Source organism: Modestobacter sp. VKM Ac-2986 (genome assembly GCF_026967795.1).
Classification (GTDB): Bacteria; Actinomycetota; Actinomycetes; order Mycobacteriales; family Geodermatophilaceae; genus Modestobacter.
The window spans coordinates 285,683-302,872 of sequence record NZ_JAPVBH010000001.1; the positions used below are offsets into that span (position 1 = coordinate 285,683).

Below are 17,190 nucleotides of genomic sequence, written 5' to 3' on the forward strand. Positions count from 1 at the left end.
GAACGGCGGTGTGTGGTGCTCTCCGCCCCCCACCGTCCACCCAGGACCGGGGGTCCGTCGTCGTCCTGGAGAACCGCCATGAGCTCCTCTGCACCCTCCGGCCCGCTCGCCTGGTTCGCCGGCCGCCGGCTCGTCGTCAAGTTCGGCGTCCTGCTCGGCGTCGTCCTGGTGGCCTTCGGCGCCCTGCTCGCCAGCCTCCTCACCTCCAACGCCGCCGTCCGGGACGCCAGCGCCACCCGGTCCGCCGTGGCCGAGGCGGAGACCCTGGTCCTGCAGCTGGACACCCGGGCCAGCGAGCTGAAGGTCGACGGGCTCAAGGCGCTGGTCAACCCCGACCCGCGGGAGCAGCTGGCCGACCTCGCGGACGACACCCAGACCGCCGACGGCCTGCTCGCCGAGCTCGCTGAGGTGCCGCTCACCGGGGAGTCCGCCACCGCTGTCGCCGGGCTGCGGGACACCTTCGCGACCTACACCGCCGCGATCGGCACCTTCACCGACGGCGCGGTCGCCGACCAGGCCGGCGCCCGGCTGCGGTACGAGGAGATCCAGGCCGCCAACGACGTCTCCGACGTCGCCGTGAGCGAGGCCAAGGACGTCATGCACGCCGCCTCGGACGCCGCCGACGCCGAGGTCGAGGCCGCGATCGCCCGCTCCGCCCGGCTGGGTGTGCTCACCGCGGTCGCCGGCCTGCTGGTCATCGCCGGCATCTGCCTGCTCACCCAGCGCTCGCTGTCCCGCCCGATCGGCCGGGTCCAGGCCTCGCTCGCGGCCATGGCCACCGGCGACCTGACCGTCGACTCCGGTGTGACCGCGCAGGACGAGGTGGGCCGGATGGCCGCCGAGCTCCGCACCGCCCAGCAGCACCTGCGTGGCGTCGTCGCCGCGGTCGTGGCGTCCTCGGACGCGGTGGCAGCGGCGTCGGAGGAGCTGTCGGCGTCGGCGGCGGAGATCTCCGCCTCGGCCGACGAGACCTCGGTGCAGTCGTCGGTGGTCTCTGCGGCCGCCGAGGAGGTCTCCCGCAACGTGGCGACGGTCGCCGCCGGCGCGGACGAGATGGGCTCGGCGATCCGCGAGATCAGCCAGAGCGTCAACGAGGCCACCCGGGTCGCCTCGCAGGCGGTCGTGGCGGCACAGACGACGACGGAGACGATCCAGGCGCTGGGCACCTCGAGCCAGGAGATCGGCGCGGTGGTCAAGGCCATCACCAGCATCGCCGAGCAGACGAACCTGCTGGCGCTGAACGCCACCATCGAGGCCGCGCGGGCCGGTGAGGCGGGCAAGGGCTTCGCGGTGGTGGCCAACGAGGTCAAGGAGCTGGCCCAGGAGACCGCCCGGGCCACCGAGGACATCGCCCGCCGCGTGGAGGCCATCCAGGCCGACACGACGCGCGCCGTGACGGCCATCGGCGGCATCTCCGGGGTGATCGGGCAGATCAACGACTTCCAGCTGACCATCGCCAGCGCCGTGGAGGAGCAGACCGCCACGACCAGCGAGATGTCCCGGTCGGTGCAGGAGGCCGCCGGCGGCTCCACCGAGATCGCCACGAACATCACCGGGGTGTCCGCCGCGGCCTCGGCGACGACCTCGGCCCTGGGTCAGACCCGGCTGGCCGTGGACGAGCTGTCCCGGATGGCCAGCGACCTGCGCGGCAGCATCGCGACCTTCACGTACTGACCCGTCGGACCCGCGTCTGCGTCGGCCATTCCCGGGGATTGTCGACAAAGCAGTTCCCCGGGACGGTCGCCGTCCTTTCTCCACCGTTCCCGCGACACGCACACGGACGTCGGGTGCGCCATTCCCCGACCGGTCCACCATTGTTCCGGAACCCGCCGGTACCCACACTCCCCGGCGGGCCCACTCCCCCTGTTCGACCCTTCCCCACCCCACTCCCAGGAGAGACCCATGTCCGTACACCCGCTCGCACGATCCGGCTCCGTCTGGGGCGACCGCAGTGTCCGGACCAAGGTGCTCGCCGCGGTCGGTGCCGCCGCCGTCGCGGGCACCTGCATCGGGGTCGTCGGCATCCAGTCGGTGAACGAGGGTGCCGCCAACACCGCTGACCTGGTGGAGAACCACGTCGCCGCGGTCGCGGTCGTCGGGGACATGGCCGACGACATCCAGCAGCTGCGGGTCGCCTCCCGCAACGCCGCTCTCGCCCAGACCCCCGCCGACACGCAGCAGGCACTGGACCGGATCCCCGAGATCCTCTCCGCCTACCAGGGCGACGAGGACGCCTACACGGGCCTGGACGTGGACGCCGACCGCGCGGCCCTCGCCGCGGAGGCCGGCGGCCTGGTCGACGACTGGCAGGCCTTCTCCCAGAGCACCCTCGCCCCGCTGGCCCTCGCCAACGACGTGCCCGGCTGGGTCACTGCCAACAACTCGAACCTGCTGCTGACCGAGGCCACCGAGGTGCTCGACGAGCTCCGCGCGGCCGAGACCCAGCTGGCCGTCGAGGCGTCGGAGGAGGCCGCCGGCGCCGCCGACTCGGCGCGCACGCTCGTCCTCGTGGTCCTGGTCGTCGGGATGGCCCTGGCCCTCCTGCTCGGCTGGTTCGTCGCGACCGGGGTCGCCCGGGCCACCCAGCGGGTGCGCGACGTCATCGAGGGCCTGGCCGCCGGAGACCTGACCCGCAGCAGTGGGCTGACCACCACGGACGAGCTGGGCACGATGGGCCGCGCGCTGGACGACGCGGTCGCCAGCCTGCGTCAGGTCATGACCGCGGTCGCCGCCTCCTCCGACGCCGTCGCCGCCGCCTCGGAGGAGCTGTCCGCCTCCTCCGCGCAGATCTCGGCCTCGGCCGAGGAGACCTCCGCCCAGTCCGGTGTGGTCTCGGCCGCCGCCGAGGAGGTCTCCCGCAGCGTGGCCACCGTCGCCGCGGGTGCCGAGGAGATGGGTGCCTCGATCCGGGAGATCAGCCAGAACGCCAACGAGGCCGCCCGCGTGGCCGCCCAGGCCGTCGCCGAGGCCGAGACCACGAACGCCACCGTCGTGAAGCTCGGCGACTCGTCGCGGGAGATCGGCAACGTCGTCAAGGTCATCACGAGCATCGCCGAGCAGACCAACCTGCTGGCGCTCAACGCCACGATCGAGGCGGCGCGGGCCGGGGAGGCCGGCAAGGGCTTCGCGGTCGTGGCCAACGAGGTCAAGGAGCTGGCCCAGGAGACCGCCCGGGCCACCGAGGACATCGCCCGTCGCGTGGAGGCCATCCAGGGCGACACCTCCGGGGCCGTGGCCGCGATCGGCCGGATCAGCGAGATCATCGGCTCGATCAACGACTTCCAGCTGACCATCGCCAGCGCCGTGGAGGAGCAGACCGCGACGACGAACGAGATGTCCCGGTCGGTGCAGGAGGCCGCCGGCGGCTCCACCGAGATCGCCACCAACATCACCGGCGTCTCCACCGCCGCCAGCTCCACCACCCAGGCCCTCGGCCAGACCCGGCAGGCCGTCGACGAGCTGTCCCGGATGGCCAGCGACCTGCGGGGGAGCGTGGCCCGCTTCACCTACTGAAAGGACCCCGTCCTCCTCCCCCCTCGCAGGCTCGGGGCGAGCCTCTGGACGGGGCCGGGAACGCCTGATGACGGCCGTCGCACCTCTCCGGAGGGGCGGCGGCCGTCGTCGTCGTGGGCGGGTGGCGGTGCGGTCACCGGCCCGTGTCGACTCGTCGCCCGGGAGCGGTGGTCAGTGGTCTTTGTGCAGGTCGACGCGCCGACACGCCGCTGAGGAGCAGGTCCGTGCCGGTCGGGCTGCCCGACGATCCACCACACCGCTGCCGGCCTCGCCGGCACCACCGCCCCAGGAGGCACACCCGTGAGCGCACCATCCGTCCTCGCCCGGTTCCGCGTGCGCGGCATCCTGGCCAAGATCCTGTCGGCGGTGGCCGTCGCCGTCCTGGTGGCCGTGGGCGTGGGCCTGGTCGGGCTGACCAGCCTGCGCGGCTCGGCCGACGCGACCGAGCGCATGTACCGCGACGAGCTGGTCGGCACCGCCGACGTCGAGGCCGTGCGGGCCGAGCTGTACGCCCTGCGGCTGTCCTCGGTGAACTACGCCGTCGCGACCGACTCCGCCGCCCGGCAGCGGTACATGGGCGACCGGCAGGAGGCGTTCAACATGCTCGCCCGGGCCGCCTCGCACTACCTCGCCACCCACCCGACGGCGGAGAGCCGCCAGCTGATCGACAGCGCGCTGGGCAGCCTCAACGAGTACAAGGCGGCCCTCCCGGCGCTCGACGCCCTCGCCGACAGCGGCGACCTGACGGCCTGGGCCGCCCAGCGGGACGCCGAGGTCGCCCCCATCGCGGAGGCGATCGTCAGCGACCTGGACCGGCTCGCCGCGCTGCGCCAGGAGAACGCCTCCGCCAGCGCCGCTGCGGCGACCGCCTCCTACGAGCACACCCGCTGGGTCCTGCTGGGCACCGTGGTGGCCGGCGCCGTCCTCGCCCTGGCCATCGGTGTCGTCATCGCCCGGCGGATCACCGCCGGCCTGCAGCGCGTGCAGCACGCCGCCGAGGGCCTGGCCGTCGGCGACCTCACCCGCACCGCCGACGTCCGCTCCCGTGACGAGGTGGGCCGCACGGCGGCCGCCCTGGACGACGCGATGACCGGGCTGCGCTCGGTGATGACCTCGGTGGTGGCCTCCGCCGACGCGGTCGCCGCCTCCGCCGAGGAGCTGTCGGCGTCCGCGGCGCAGATCTCCGGCTCCGCGCAGGAGACCTCGGCGCAGTCCGGTGTCGTGTCCGCCGCCGCCGACGAGGTGTCCCGCAACGTGGCGACGGTGGCCGCGGGTGCCGAGGAGATGGGTGCCTCGATCCGGGAGATCAGCCAGAACGCCAACGAGGCCGCCCGGGTCGCCGCCCAGGCAGTGGGGGAGGCCGAGTCGACGACCGAGACCATCACCGCCCTCGGCGCGAGCTCCAAGGAGATCGGGGCCGTGGTCAAGACCATCACCTCGATCGCGGAGCAGACGAACCTGCTGGCGCTCAACGCCACGATCGAGGCGGCGCGGGCCGGGGAGGCCGGCAAGGGCTTCGCCGTGGTCGCCAACGAGGTCAAGGAGCTGGCCCAGGAGACGGCCAAGGCCACCGAGGACATCGCCCGCCGGGTGGAGGCCATCCAGGCCGACACCACCCGGGCCATCGCGGCCATCGGCGGCATCTCCGGCGTGATCGGGCAGATCAACGACTTCCAGCTGACCATCGCCTCGGCGGTCGAGGAGCAGACCGCGACCACCAGCGAGATGTCCCGCTCGGTCGCCGAGGCCGCCAGCGGCTCGACCGAGATCGCCACCACCATCACCGGGGTGTCCACGGCGGCCTCGGCGACGACCTCGGCGCTGGGCCAGACCCGGCTGGCCGTGGACGAGCTGTCCCGGATGGCCGGCGACCTGCGGGGGAGCGTCGCCCGGTTCACCTTCTGAGGACCCGGCCCCTCGCCCGGCACCGTCGCACCCGTGCCGGGCGAGGGGCCCTCCCGCTGGACCCGGTCGGTGACCCGGCCGGTTTACGTTGTAAACACAGACGGTCTACCCTCGTCGCCCGTGGACCTGGACGAGCTCGCGCGGCTGACCTCCGACTTCGGGGACGCGGCGGACGAGTTGAACGACGCCGCCCGGCGCGCCGGGCAGGACGTCCCCGGGGTGCCGCTGCAGCTGCGGGTCGGACCGGACCCGCTGCGGGGCCGGGTCGAGCGGGTCCTGACGCTCCAGGAGGAGATCGTCACCCTGCTGGGCGCCCAGGACGGCGCCCCCGGGCCCGTGGAGACGGTCACCGTCGGGCTGGTGGTGCCCCCGGGCGTGTGGCAGGTGTCCGCGGGCGACCGGGGGCTGGTCCGCGACCGGGCCCGCGCCGCGCTGGACCGGGCGGCCGCCCGGCTCGGGCTGGTGGTCGTCACCGAGCCCCAGGAGACGGTCGCCGAGGACGAGCGCGGCGGCGTCGTCTTCACCCTGACGGCCGGCGGCCGACCCGGCTGACGGGTCCCCGGCCGCCGTGCCGGCCGCTCAGCCGTCGGCGGGGTCGGGACCGACGGTCGGCGGGACGGCGCGGGGGCCGGCCTCGGCCGGGCGCCGGCGGTCCTGCCGGTGCAGCCGGATGGCGACCAGTGCGACGTCGTCGTCGGGGGTGGTGTGCACCAGCTCCTCGACCAGCCGGTCGCACAGCTCCTGCAGCGGGCGGTCGGCGAGCCGGGCGGCGGCGGCCCGGAGCAGGGCCATGCCGTCGTCGAGCACCGAGTCCCGGCGTTCGATGAGCCCGTCGGTGTAGAGCAGGACCGTCGTCCCCCGGTCCAGGCTGATCACCGACTCGCTGCGCTGCACCGTCGGGTCGACGCCGAGCATCAGGTCGCCGCGCCAGGTGGCGAGCTCGGCGACCGTGCCGTCGGGGTGGACGACCAGCGGCGGCGGGTGGCCGGCGTTGGCCCACCGCATGCGGGTGATGCCGCGGTCGAGGTCGTCGGTGCTCTGCTCGAAGCGGGCCAGCGCCACCGTGGCGTAGGTGTGCAGCTGCAGCTGGGTCATCGCGGCGTCGAGCTGGGCCAGCAGCTGCGCCGGGCCGGCGTCGCCGGTGACGGCGATGCCCCGCAGCATGCTGCGGAGCTGGCCCATGGACGCCGCGGCCGCGGTGTCGTGGCCGACGACGTCGCCGATCACCAGCGTGGTCGCGCCGTCGGGCTGGACGAACGCGTCGTACCAGTCGCCGCCCACCCGGGCGGCCTGGGCGGCCGGCAGGTAGCGCACCACGATCTCGGCGTGGTCGGGCTCCGGGGGCGCGGTGAGCATGCTGCGCTGGAGCTCCTCGGCCAGCCGGCGCTGCTGCTCGTACAGCCGCGCGTTGTCCAGGGCCAGTCCGGCCCGGTCGGCCACCTCGGCGGCGGTGGCCAGGTCGGCCGGGTCGACCGTCCGGTGCCGGTCGTGGCCCAGGGTGAGCGCCCCGAGCACGTGGTCGGGGCCGCGGACGGGCAGCACGGTGAGCGTGTCCGGGCCGAGCAGCCGCAGCATCTCGCGGGCGTCCCCGGTGGCCACCGTGCCCAGGGCCGGGCCGGTCAGCTGGGTGCCGGACAGGGTCACCGGGGTGCTGGTGGTGACCGCGCGCAGCAGCGGCGCCGTCGCGGGGGAGGACTCGAGCACGGCAGTGGCGTACCGGCGCACCAGCGGGGTGCGGGCGGGGTCGGCGTGCACCCCGCCGGCGTCGGTCAGGCTGCCGTCCTCGCCGAGCAGGGTGAGCGTGGCCCAGCTGGCCAGCGCCGGCACCAGCAGCCGCGGGATGCGGCCCACGGCGGCCGGTGCGTCCAGGGTGCCCACCAGCTCGTCGCTCACCTGGGCCAGCAGGGCCAGCCGCTCGACGGCCGCCCGGCGGGCGGTGATCTCGGAGAAGTACAGCCAGAGCCCCTGGGCGGTGGGCACCGCCTGCACCTCGTGCCACTGGTTCAACGGCTCGGGGTAGAACGCCTCCACCGTCTGCGGCTGCCGGGTGGAGACGGCCCGGTGGTACGCCCGGCCGAACTCGCTGTCGACGTTGGCCGGGAAGGCCTCCCAGTACGACCGGCCCACCAGCCCCTCCCGTGGGACGGCGAGCATCGACTCCGCCGCGCGGTTGACGAACCGGATCGTCCACTCCGTGTCCAGCTCGACGAGGCCGATGGGCATCGTCTCCAGGGTCTGGGCGTCGGTGTCCGTGCTCTCGTCGTCCGTCCGCCACCAGCGGGCCATCGCACCTCTTCTGCCAGTTCGTCAGTTCGATGACTTGACGACTCTCTCAAGTCGGTCAGACGCTACCCGGCCGCCCTATGCTGGGCGTATGCCGTTCACCCCCGGCCGGCCGCTGGCCGAGGCCAAGGCCGACCTCTTCAAGGCCCTGGCCCATCCGGCGCGCATCCGGGTGCTGGAACTGCTCGCCGAGGGCGACCACACCGTGGGTGAGCTGGCCGCGGCCACCGGGCTGGAGCTGTCGCACCTGTCGCAGCAGGTGACCGTGCTGCGCCGGGCCGGCATCGTCGACAGTCGGCGGTCGGGCAGCAACGTCATCTGCTCGCTGTGCGACCCGCAGACCGCCGAGCTGCTCGCCGTGGCCAGGCGGATGCTCACCGCCCACCTGCGCCAGGGGCAGGCCCTGCTGGAGGCCCTCGACGGCGCGGACGACGCCGTCGCCCTGGCCGACTCCGCCCGGGGCGCCCGCACCGGCTGAGCCCGTGCCACGGCCGGCCGGCCCTGGCGCGACCCGACCGGCGCGCCACGACCGGGTGACAGCGGTTGGAACACGCTGTGATCGGGCACTGACGGTCGGACAGGAACGCGCGGCGCTCCCTCCTCGCCGTCCCGCGAGCGGGTGAGCGGGGCGTGGCAGCAGGTGGCGGTGTCCCCGCACGCTTGCCGCACCACCCACCTGGAGGCGACGTGCCCTACTCCCTGGTCAGCGCAGCGACGCTCGGCTTCGACCTGGTCCGACTGTCCGGCGGCGCACAGGTCGCCGACGTCCTGCTGACCGGCCTCGGCGCCGACGCCGACACCCTGCACCGGCTCGCCGGTGCCCACGCCGCCGCCGGCCGCTCCGACGCCGAGCGCGCCGCGCTGGCCGTCCGGGCCCGCCGCGCGCACGAGCTCGCCGCCGCCGGGGTCCCCCAGCTGCGCGACATGGGCGAGCCCACCGGGGACCTCGACGACCGCTCGGCGCAGCTGGTCACGCTCCTCGAGCGCAGCACGATCGGCAACACCCCGGCCCTCGAGCGTCTCGTCCGCGACGACGTGCTGGGCCCGGAGCACCCCGTCGTCGCCGACTGCGACCCCGCCGTCGCCGCGCTCGCCGCCGACGTGCTGGCCGACGCCGCCACCGGCTGGTGGGCCGCCGAGGCCCTGGACGCCCCGACCCGCCGGGCGCTGACCGGCTCCTACGCCACCGGCACCGCCTGGGAGCCCGGCCCGCGGCCGGACCTCGGGCCGATGGCCACCGGGCTGGCCGAGCTGCTGGACGCCGTCCGCGGCGCCGGCGACACGGACCGCCGCCGCTGGCGGGCCGCCGTGGACGCCGGTCGTGCACAGCGCCGCCCCTGGGCCGCCGCCATGCACGGCGCCGCCTGGGCCGCCCACGTCTCCGGGCGCACCCGCACCCTGGCCGCGGCCCAGCTGATGACCGTCTCGGCGTTCGTCGAGGGCGGCTTCACCCCGCGCGACGGCGCCGAGGGCGTCTGGAACGCCCTCGCCGGCTGCGTGCAGGGGCTGGCGATGGCCGACCTGCTCGACGACGAGTCGCTCACCGTGCTCGGCTCGCCCTGGGCGATGGTCACCGGGCGCGCGCTGCCGCAGGGGAGCTGACCTCCCCGGGGGCCACCACCCCCTGATCCGGGACGAGACCCCTGGTCCGCTCAAGCCCCGGCACCCCCGTGCCGATACAGGGAGGGAGCGGCCCACCGGCCGGTACCTACGGCTGCGGGGGAACGCGTGGAACAGATCAAGGTGATGGTCGTCGACGACTCCGTCGTCGTCCGCAAGATCGTGACCGACGTGCTCTCCGCGGACCCGATGATCAACGTCGTCGGCACCGCCGTGAACGGCCGGCTGGCCGTGGCGAAGCTGGACCAGCTCAAGCCCGACCTGATCACGATGGACATCGAGATGCCGGAGATGAACGGCATCGAGGCGGTCCGGGCCATCCGTGGCCTGCGCAACCGCGTCCCGATCATCATGTTCAGCACGCTCACCGAGCGCGGCGCGTCGGCCACCCTGGACGCGCTGTCCGCCGGCGCCAACGACTACGTCACCAAGCCGGCCAACGTCGGCAGCGTCGCGCAGTCGATGGAGAGCGTCCGCCAGCAGCTCATCCCCAAGATCAAGGCGCTCACCGGTCGCCCGCTCACCGCGGCCGCCCCGGTGGCCGCCGCCGCGCCGGTCGCGGTGCGCCCGCCGGCCGCCCGCACCCGCGCCCCCAAGTCCCCCGCCGTCCTCGTGATCGGCTCCTCCACCGGTGGCCCCGAGGCGCTGACCAAGGTGCTGCCGCTGCTGCCGGCGAACTTGCCGGTGCCCGTCCTGCTGGTGCAGCACATGCCCCCGGTCTTCACCCGGCAGTTCGCCCAGCGGCTGGACCGGCTGTGCGCCCTGGACGTGGTCGAGGCCGTCGACGGCACCCCGCTCGCCCCGGGCACCGTGCACATCGCCCCCGGCGACTTCCACCTGACCGTGGGCACCAACGGGGCCGGCCGGCGCACCGCGCTGAACCAGGCCCCGCCGGAGAACTTCTGCCGCCCGGCCGTCGACGTCCTCTTCCGCTCCGCGGTCGCCGCCTACGACGGCGCCGTGCTGGGCGTCGTGCTCACCGGCATGGGCTCCGACGGTCGCATCGGCGCCGGCCTGATCCGGGACGCCGGCGGCAGCGTCGTCGCCCAGGACCAGGCGTCCTCGGTCGTCTGGGGCATGCCCGGCGCCGTCACCCAGGCCGGTTTCGCCGACGAGGTACTGCCGCTCGGCCGGGTCGCCGAGGCGATCATCCGGCTCCTGCCCACCCCGCGACCCGGTGCGCTGTCCGCCGCCGGCCGCGCCGCCGTACCGATGGGAGGCATCCGATGACCCTGACCACCACGAGCTTCGACTGGGTGCGCCAGCTGGTCCACCGCGAGAGCGCGATCGTCCTGCAGCCCGGCAAGGAGTACCTGGTCGAGGCCCGGCTGCTCCCGATGGCCCAGCAGCGCGGGCTGTCCGGGGTGAGCGAGCTGGTCGAGAGCGTCCGCAAGACGCCCGACCCGGCGGTCACCCGGCGGATCGTGGAGGCGCTGACCACGAACGAGACGTCGTGGTTCCGCGACGGCGACCCGTTCACCTCCTTCACCTCCACCGTGCTCCCCCAGCTGCTGGCCGCCCGCCGTCCCGACGAGCGGCTGCAGATCTGGTCGGCGGCCTGCTCCAGCGGGCAGGAGGCCTACACGCTGGCGATGCTGCTGTCCGACGCGCTGCCCAACGCCGCGACCCGGGTGGCCATCACCGCCACCGACCTCTCCCGGCAGATGGTCGAGCGCACCCGCGCCGGCCGGTTCAGCCAGCTGGAGGTCAACCGCGGCCTCCCGGCCTCGATGCTGGTGCGGCACTTCACCCGCGCCGGCAACGAGTGGGAGATCGCGCCGGCGCTGCGCCGCATGGTCACCGCCAGCGAGTGCAACCTCGCGGCCCCGCTGCCGCGGCTGGGCACCTTCGACGTGGTCTACCTGCGCAACGTCCTCATCTACTTCGACCTGGCCACCAAGCAGCAGATCCTCGGCCGGGTGCGGCAGATCATGCGGCCTGACGGCTGGCTGTTCCTCGGCGCCGCCGAGACGACCCTCGGGGTCGACGACAACTGGGAGCGGGTCGTCCTCGGCCGCGGCTCCGCCTACCGACCCCGGAAGGGAGCCTGACCATGCGCGCTCTGGTGATCGACGACTCTCGCGCCATGCGGCGCATCGTCGGCACGATCCTCAAGGACTTCGGCTACGAGGTCCGCGAGGCCGGCGACGGCCGACAGGCCCTCGACGTGCTCGAGGAGGGCTTCACGCCCGACCTGTGCTGCATCGACTGGAACATGCCGGTGATGGACGGACTGCAGTTCGTCATGGCCGTCCGCGCCAACCCCGCCCACCGGCAGGTGACGCTGATGATGGTCACCACCGAGAGCGAGACCGGCCAGATCGTCAAGGCGCTGGCCGCCGGGGCCCACGAGTACCTGATCAAGCCCTTCACCGCCGACGCGATGCGGGACAAGCTCGCGCTGCTCGGCCTGCTCCCCGAGGAGGTGTCCGCGTGACCCTGTCCCATGCCCAGCCGATCACCGAGCTGCTGGACGTCGAGACGGTGCAGAGCATCGCCGACGAGGTCTGGCCCTCGCTGGTGGGCGACGGCGAGGCCTTCGTGCCGGTGCCCGTCGCGCCGCCGGCCGAGGTCGTCAGCGCCTGGGTGACGATCTCCGGCCCGTGGAACGGCGCCGTCGTCCTCACCTGTGCCCCGGCCACGGCCGCGGCGCTCACCGAGAACGTGCTGATGACCCGGCCGCCCACGGTCGTGGACGACGAGGACGTCGCCGACGCGCTGGGGGAGCTGGCCAACGTGCTCGGCGGCAACATCAAGTCCGTGCTGCCCGGGCCCTCGGCCCTCGGGCTGCCCCAGATCGGGACCGCGCCGCCGACCGGACGGCTGGACGACGTCCGCCGTCTCACCGGCCAGTGGCGTGGCCAGTCCCTGACCATCTCCGTGCAGGGCGTCACCGTGGCGCCGCACACCGAGCGGAACGAGGTGCCGCAGCAGTGAAGATCCTGGTGACCGACGACAGCCGAGTCATGCGGCAGATCGTCATCCGAACCCTGCGTCAGGCCGGGTACGACGACCACGACATCATCCAGGCCGCCGACGGCAAGGAGGCCTTCGACATGGTCGCCGCCGAGAAGCCGGACCTGGTGCTCTCGGACTGGAACATGCCCGAGATGACCGGCATCGAGTGCCTCGAGGCGCTGCGCGCCTCGGGCTCCCAGGTGCCCTTCGGCTTCGTGACCTCGGAGGGCTCGCCGGAGATGCGGGACAAGGCGGCCAACGCCGGCGCTCTGTTCCTCATCGCCAAGCCCTTCACCGAGGACACCTTCCGCGACGCCCTGGACGGGGTCCTCTCGTGACCGCCCCCACCGCGCCGGCGCTGCTGCCCAACCCCAAGGACGTCCGGGACCTGATCGAGGGGCTGATCGGCAAGGACGTCACCGTGGGACCGGGCGACCCGCTCTCGCTCAACGACAAGCCGGCCGTGGCCGTCTACGTCGACCCGACGCTGGCCACCACCGCGCTGGTCCTGGTGGACGTCCCCCTCGCCGCGTGGTGCGCCGGCGCCTTCGCGCTGCTGCCCAAGGGCGGCCTCGAGGACGCCATCGACGACGGCGAGCTCTCGGACATGCACCTGGAGGTGCTGTACGAGGTGGTCAACGTGATGGCGGCGCTGTTCAACGGCGGCGGCATCACCCACTCGAAGCTGTACAAGCTCTACGCGCCCGGCGAGGCCCTCCCCGGCGACATCGCCGGCCTGGCGGCCGCGTTCAACCGCATCGACCTGACCGCCGAGGTGGCCGGGTACGGCAAGGGCGCGCTGTCGATCGTGATGGCGCACTGACCCACCGTTCCACCGCACGACCCCGGGACCGGGGGAGCAGGGCAGCCGCCCCGCTCCCCCGGTCCTGTCGTGTCGGTGGTGGCGTCCCGGGGGCGGTCAGCGCCAGCGGTAGCCGACCTCCGGGCGCCCGGCCGTCCCGTACCGGGGGCTGCGGGTGGCCAGCCCGGCGTCGGCCAGGTGCTCGAGGTAGCGCCGCGCGGTGATCCGGGAGGCGCCGATCAGCTCGGCGGTCTCGGCCGCCGACAGCCCGTCGGCGGTGTCCGTGCCCCCGCGCAGCGCGGCCACCACCGCCTCCAGCGTCTGCGGCGACATGCCCTTGGGCAGGGCCGCCGGGCGGGGGGTGCTCACGGCGCCGAGCACCCGGTCGACGTCGTCCTGCCCGTCCAGGTCACCGGTGCCGGCCAGCCGGTCCCGGTAGGCGGCGTAGGCGGTCAGCCGGTCGCGCAGTGCGGGGTAGGTGAACGGCTTGAGCAGGTAGCCCACCACCCCGGCGGAGACCGCGGCGCGGACGGTGGACAGCTCCCGGGCGGAGGTCACGGCCAGCACGTCCACGTCCTGGCCGGTGGCCCGCAACCAGCGGACGACGTCGGTGCCGTGGGCGTCGGGCAGGTGCATGTCCAGCAGCACGAGGTCCACCGGCTGCCGGGTCAGCGCCTGCCGGGCCTGCGCGCCCGTGCCGGCGACGCCGACCGCGGTGAAGCCGGGTGTCCGGTCGACGTAGAGCCGGTGCGCCTCGGCCGCGATCGGCTCGTCCTCGACCACCAGCACCCGGACCGGTGGGGCGCCCGTCACCGGGCGGTCGCCGGGGACGGCAGCGGCACGGTGACGGTGAACTCCGCGCCCGGTCCGGGACGCACCTCGATCGTGCCGCCGTGGCGGCGGACGGTCTGGGCCACCAGTGCCAGGCCCAGACCCCGCCCCAGGCCGGCCGGCGCACCCGCGGGCGCCTGCTTGGTCGTCCATCCCTGGTCGAACACCCGCCGTGCCTGGTCGGCGGTCAGTCCGGGGCCGGTGTCCTCGACGCGCACCTCCAGCGCCGCCCCGGTGGCCTCCAGCAGCAGGTGCACCTCACGCGGCGGCGGACCCTCCAGTGCCGCGTCCACCGCGTTGTCCAGCAGGTTGCCCACGACGGTGACCAGGTCGCCGCCGGGCAGCCCGGTGCTGCCGACAGCCGAGTCCGGGTCGACCACCAGGGACACCCCGCGCTCGTGCGCCGCGGCCGCCTTGCCCAGGAGCAGGGCAGCCAGCACCGGCTCGTCCACGGCGGCGACGACCTCGTCGGTGAGCCGCTGGGCGACGGCCAGCTCGGTGGTGGCGAACTCGATCGCCTCCTCGGTGCGGCCCAGCTCGACGAGGGAGATGGTGGTGTGCAGCCGGTTGGCCGCCTCGTGGGACTGCGCGCGCAGCGAGTGGGCGAAGGCGCGGACGCTGTCCAGCTCACCGGTCAGCGCCTGCAGGTCCGTGTGGTCGCGCAGGGTGACCACGGTGCCGACCGTCCGCCCGGCCTGCCGCGCCGGTGCCTGGTTGACCACCAGCACGCGGGACCGGGTGACCTGGACGGCGTCCACGGTGAGCCGCTGCCCGGTGAGCACGTCGGTGAGCCCGGCGGGCAGCCCGAGGTCGGTGACGTGCCGGCCGGTCAGGTCCTCGGGGAGGTCGAGCAGCCGCCGGGCCTCGTCGTTGACCAGCTGCACCCGGCAGTCGCCGTCGACCAGCAGCAACCCCTCCCGGACGGCGTGCAGCACGGCGTCGTAGTACTCCAGCATCCGGGCCAGGGGGGCCGCCCCCAGGCCGTGGGTCTGCCGGCGCAGCCGGCGGCTGATCGCCCAGCTGCCCAGCCCGCCGACGGCCAGCGTCGCCAGCGCCGTCCAGGCGATGCCGGGGAGGGCGCCCTGCAGGTCGTCGCCGATGGTCGTGACGGTGATGCCGGCCGAGACCAGGGCGACCACCTGGCCGCGCTCGTCGAGCACCGGCCCGGTGGCCCGGACAGAGGGTCCCAGCGTCCCGGAGTACGTCTCGGTGAACGTCCGCCCGGCCAGGGCCGGGGCGATCGTGCCGAGGAAGGGGCGGCCGATCTGGGACGGGTCGGGATGGGTGTACCGGGTGCGGTCGGGCGCCAGCACGGTGATGAAGGAGGTCCCGGTGTCGGCCCTGATCTGTTCCACGTAGGGCTCGAGCAGCGCGGTCGCGTCCGGGCCGGAGACCGCGGTGCGAACGAACGGCGAGTTGATCAGGCTCTCGACGATGCCGAGCACCTCGGCCTCGGCGGCCTCGCGCACCGCCGTCCGGGCAGAGCCGTAGGCCACCCCACTGGCGACGACCACGACGACGAGCACGACGCTGGCCTGCAGGAGCAGCAGCTGGCGGGCCAGGCTGCCGCGCCCGGGCCGGCGGCCGGGAGGGGCGGGAGGGTGCACGCGCCGAGTGTCCACCGGGAGGGGTCCCCGCTGTGAACGTTATGGACTAATGGGTGACGTCGATCACGGTGCGGGTGAAGGTGCTCGGGTCGCCCGCCGTCCGGGTGACCTGATCCGAGGCCAGCAGCCCGGTCGCCGACTCCACAGGAGCAGTCATGGCCACAGGCAGCACGCCTCCCGACCGGGGTGCCGACACCGGCACCCCCAGCCGCCGGCGGGACCGCACCCACTGGCTCTACCTCTCCGTGATCGCTGCGGTGGCCCTGGGCATCGTCGTCGGGCTGGTCTTCCCCGACTTCGCCGTGGGCCTCAAGTGGCTCGGCGACGCCTTCGTCAACCTGATCAAGATGCTGATCGCGCCGGTCATCTTCTGCACGATCGTGCTGGGCATCGGCTCGATCCGGAAGGCCGCCCAGGTCGGCAAGGTCGGCGGCCTGGCGCTGGGCTACTTCATCCTGATGTCCACCTTCGCGCTGACCATCGGCCTGGTCGTGGGCAACCTGCTGCACCCCGGCGACGGCCTGCAGCTGTCCGACGAGCTGCGTGGGCGCGGCTCGTCGCTGGCCGAGACCGCGGAGGGCGCTGGCGGCACCACCGACTTCATCCTCGGACTGATCCCCGAGACGCTGGTCTCCGCGCTGACCGACGGCTCGGTCCTGCAGGCGCTGCTCGTGGCGCTGCTGGTCGGGTTCGCCATCCAGTCCATGGGGACCGCGGGGGAGCCGGTGCTGCGCGGGATCGGCCACTTCCAGCGGCTGGTCTTCAAGGTGCTGTCCATGATCATGTGGGTCGCGCCGATCGGTGCCTTCGGCGCCATCGCGGCCGTGGTCGGGGCCACCGGCGTCGACGCGCTGAAGAGCCTCGCCGTCCTGATGCTGGGCTTCTACGCGACCTGCCTGATCTTCGTCTTCGGCGTGCTGGGCGCGGTGCTGTGGGTCTTCACCCGGATCAACGTGTGGAAGCTGCTCAAGTACCTGGGCCGGGAGTTCCTGCTCATCGTCTCCACGTCCTCCTCCGAGACCGCCCTGCCCCGGCTCATCGCCAAGATGGAGCACGTCGGGGTCTCCAAGCCCGTCGCCGGCATCGTGGTGCCGACCGGGTACTCCTTCAACCTCGACGGCACCGCCATCTACCTGACGATGGCCTCGCTGTTCATCGCCGAGGCGCTGGGCGACCCGCTGTCACTGGGTGAGCAGGTCGGCCTGCTGGTCTTCATGATCATCGCCTCGAAGGGCGCCGCGGGCGTCACCGGCGCGGGCCTGGCGACGCTGGCCGGCGGCCTGTCCTCGCACCGTCCCGAGCTGCTCGAGGGCGTCGGCCTGATCGTCGGCATCGACCGGTTCATGTCCGAGGCGCGTGCGGTCACCAACTTCTCCGGCAACGCGATCGCCACCGTGCTGGTCGCCCACTGGACCAAGGAGCTCGACCGCGAGCAGCTGGACGCCGTCCTGGCCGGGGACCGCCCCTTCGACGAGGCCACCATGGTCGACGACGGCCACGGGCACGGCGGTGGGCACGGCGGTGGGTACGGCGACGTGCACGCCGACGAGCGCGGGCTCGGTGCCGCCAGCGGCGCCCGGGGCACCGGCGAGACGCCGTCCCCGCGCTGACCCGGCAGCCGCCGCGCGGTCACCTGGCCGGGTGACCCGCGGCGGCACCCCGGGGCGGCGC

The 17,190-nt window shown here is 74.1% G+C and carries 16 protein-coding genes; 13 read left to right on the forward strand and 3 right to left on the reverse strand.

Annotated features, from left to right (window positions below):
• The first annotated feature begins 78 nt into the window (after positions 1-78).
• From O2W14_RS01335 to O2W14_RS01350, 4 genes are all read left to right on the forward strand, one after another.
• A complete protein-coding gene (locus O2W14_RS01335; RefSeq protein WP_269174286.1) occupies positions 79-1,674 on the forward strand; it encodes a methyl-accepting chemotaxis protein in 1,596 nt (531 codons plus the stop codon).
• Positions 1,675-1,902: 228 nt separating this feature from the next.
• The gene (locus O2W14_RS01340) at positions 1,903-3,513 is read left to right on the forward strand and encodes a methyl-accepting chemotaxis protein (protein WP_269174287.1); all 1,611 of its coding nucleotides are present in this window, start codon (positions 1,903-1,905) and stop codon (positions 3,511-3,513) included.
• Positions 3,514-3,813: 300 nt separating this feature from the next.
• Complete coding sequence (locus O2W14_RS01345; RefSeq protein ID WP_269174288.1) at positions 3,814-5,418, forward strand: methyl-accepting chemotaxis protein; 1,605 nt, start codon at positions 3,814-3,816, stop codon at positions 5,416-5,418.
• Between the two features lie 120 nt (positions 5,419-5,538).
• Entirely contained in the window at positions 5,539-5,970 is a 432-nt protein-coding gene (locus O2W14_RS01350) for a hypothetical protein (protein WP_269174289.1), read from the forward strand.
• Between the two features lie 27 nt (positions 5,971-5,997).
• Here O2W14_RS01350 and O2W14_RS01355 read toward each other — a convergent pair whose 3' ends face one another.
• Positions 5,998-7,704, reverse strand: a complete 1,707-nt coding sequence (locus O2W14_RS01355; protein WP_269174290.1) for a SpoIIE family protein phosphatase — start codon at positions 7,702-7,704, stop codon at positions 5,998-6,000.
• Positions 7,705-7,792: 88 nt separating this feature from the next.
• On the opposite strand from O2W14_RS01355, the gene O2W14_RS01360 reads away from it, so the two are divergent.
• The 8 genes from O2W14_RS01360 (at position 7,793) to O2W14_RS01395 (ending at position 13,102) form a co-directional block, all read left to right on the forward strand.
• A complete protein-coding gene (locus O2W14_RS01360; protein ID WP_269174291.1) occupies positions 7,793-8,179 on the forward strand; it encodes an ArsR/SmtB family transcription factor in 387 nt (128 codons plus the stop codon).
• Between the two features lie 209 nt (positions 8,180-8,388).
• On the forward strand, positions 8,389-9,303 hold the full coding sequence (locus tag O2W14_RS01365) for a hypothetical protein (RefSeq protein WP_269174292.1): 915 nt from the start codon (positions 8,389-8,391) through the stop codon (positions 9,301-9,303).
• Between the two features lie 126 nt (positions 9,304-9,429).
• Positions 9,430-10,551, forward strand: coding sequence for a protein-glutamate methylesterase/protein-glutamine glutaminase (locus O2W14_RS01370; RefSeq protein ID WP_269174293.1), 1,122 nt, complete (start codon positions 9,430-9,432; stop codon positions 10,549-10,551).
• Positions 10,548-11,372, forward strand: a complete 825-nt coding sequence (locus O2W14_RS01375; RefSeq protein ID WP_269174294.1) for a CheR family methyltransferase — start codon at positions 10,548-10,550, stop codon at positions 11,370-11,372. The genes O2W14_RS01370 and O2W14_RS01375 overlap by 4 nt, the downstream gene beginning before the upstream one ends.
• Positions 11,373-11,374: 2 nt before the next feature.
• Positions 11,375-11,758 (forward strand): response regulator, encoded by a 384-nt coding sequence (locus O2W14_RS01380; RefSeq protein ID WP_269174295.1) that lies wholly within the window; start codon positions 11,375-11,377, stop codon positions 11,756-11,758.
• On the forward strand, positions 11,755-12,258 hold the full coding sequence (locus tag O2W14_RS01385; RefSeq protein WP_269174296.1) for a chemotaxis protein CheX: 504 nt from the start codon (positions 11,755-11,757) through the stop codon (positions 12,256-12,258). Before O2W14_RS01380 ends, O2W14_RS01385 begins: the two co-directional genes overlap by 4 nt.
• On the forward strand, positions 12,255-12,617 hold the full coding sequence (locus O2W14_RS01390; RefSeq protein WP_269174297.1) for a response regulator: 363 nt from the start codon (positions 12,255-12,257) through the stop codon (positions 12,615-12,617). Before O2W14_RS01385 ends, O2W14_RS01390 begins: the two co-directional genes overlap by 4 nt.
• Positions 12,614-13,102 carry a hypothetical protein gene (locus O2W14_RS01395; protein WP_269174298.1) on the forward strand — a complete coding sequence of 163 codons (489 nt, stop codon included), beginning with the start codon at positions 12,614-12,616 and terminating at the stop codon, positions 13,100-13,102. Before O2W14_RS01390 ends, O2W14_RS01395 begins: the two co-directional genes overlap by 4 nt.
• 96 nt (positions 13,103-13,198) lie before the next feature.
• Here the strand turns inward: O2W14_RS01395 and O2W14_RS01400 are convergent, their stop codons facing one another.
• Positions 13,199-13,894: a response regulator gene (locus tag O2W14_RS01400; protein WP_269174299.1), complete on the reverse strand. Its 696-nt coding sequence runs from the start codon at positions 13,892-13,894 to the stop codon at positions 13,199-13,201.
• Positions 13,891-15,519, reverse strand: coding sequence for a sensor histidine kinase (locus tag O2W14_RS01405; protein ID WP_269174300.1), 1,629 nt, complete (start codon positions 15,517-15,519; stop codon positions 13,891-13,893). The genes O2W14_RS01400 and O2W14_RS01405 overlap by 4 nt, the downstream gene beginning before the upstream one ends.
• Positions 15,520-15,674: 155 nt before the next feature.
• Between O2W14_RS01405 and O2W14_RS01410 the strand changes: the two genes are divergently transcribed.
• Positions 15,675-17,129, forward strand: coding sequence for a cation:dicarboxylate symporter family transporter (locus O2W14_RS01410; protein ID WP_269174301.1), 1,455 nt, complete (start codon positions 15,675-15,677; stop codon positions 17,127-17,129).
• The last annotated feature ends 61 nt before the right edge of the window (positions 17,130-17,190 follow it).

Excerpts from the sequence above, each read along its gene's own strand:
- O2W14_RS01335 (WP_269174286.1), top strand. The coding sequence starts at position 79 with ATGAGCTCCTCTGCACCCTCCGGCCCGCTCGCCTGGTTCGCCGGCCGC.
- O2W14_RS01340 (WP_269174287.1), top strand. The coding sequence starts at position 1,903 with ATGTCCGTACACCCGCTCGCACGATCCGGCTCCGTCTGGGGCGACCGC.
- O2W14_RS01355 (WP_269174290.1), bottom strand. The coding sequence starts at position 7,704 with ATGGCCCGCTGGTGGCGGACGGACGACGAGAGCACGGACACCGACGCC.
- O2W14_RS01360 (WP_269174291.1), top strand. The coding sequence starts at position 7,793 with ATGCCGTTCACCCCCGGCCGGCCGCTGGCCGAGGCCAAGGCCGACCTC.
- O2W14_RS01375 (WP_269174294.1), top strand. The coding sequence starts at position 10,548 with ATGACCCTGACCACCACGAGCTTCGACTGGGTGCGCCAGCTGGTCCAC.
- O2W14_RS01380 (WP_269174295.1), top strand. The coding sequence starts at position 11,375 with ATGCGCGCTCTGGTGATCGACGACTCTCGCGCCATGCGGCGCATCGTC.
- O2W14_RS01410 (WP_269174301.1), top strand. The coding sequence starts at position 15,675 with ATGGCCACAGGCAGCACGCCTCCCGACCGGGGTGCCGACACCGGCACC.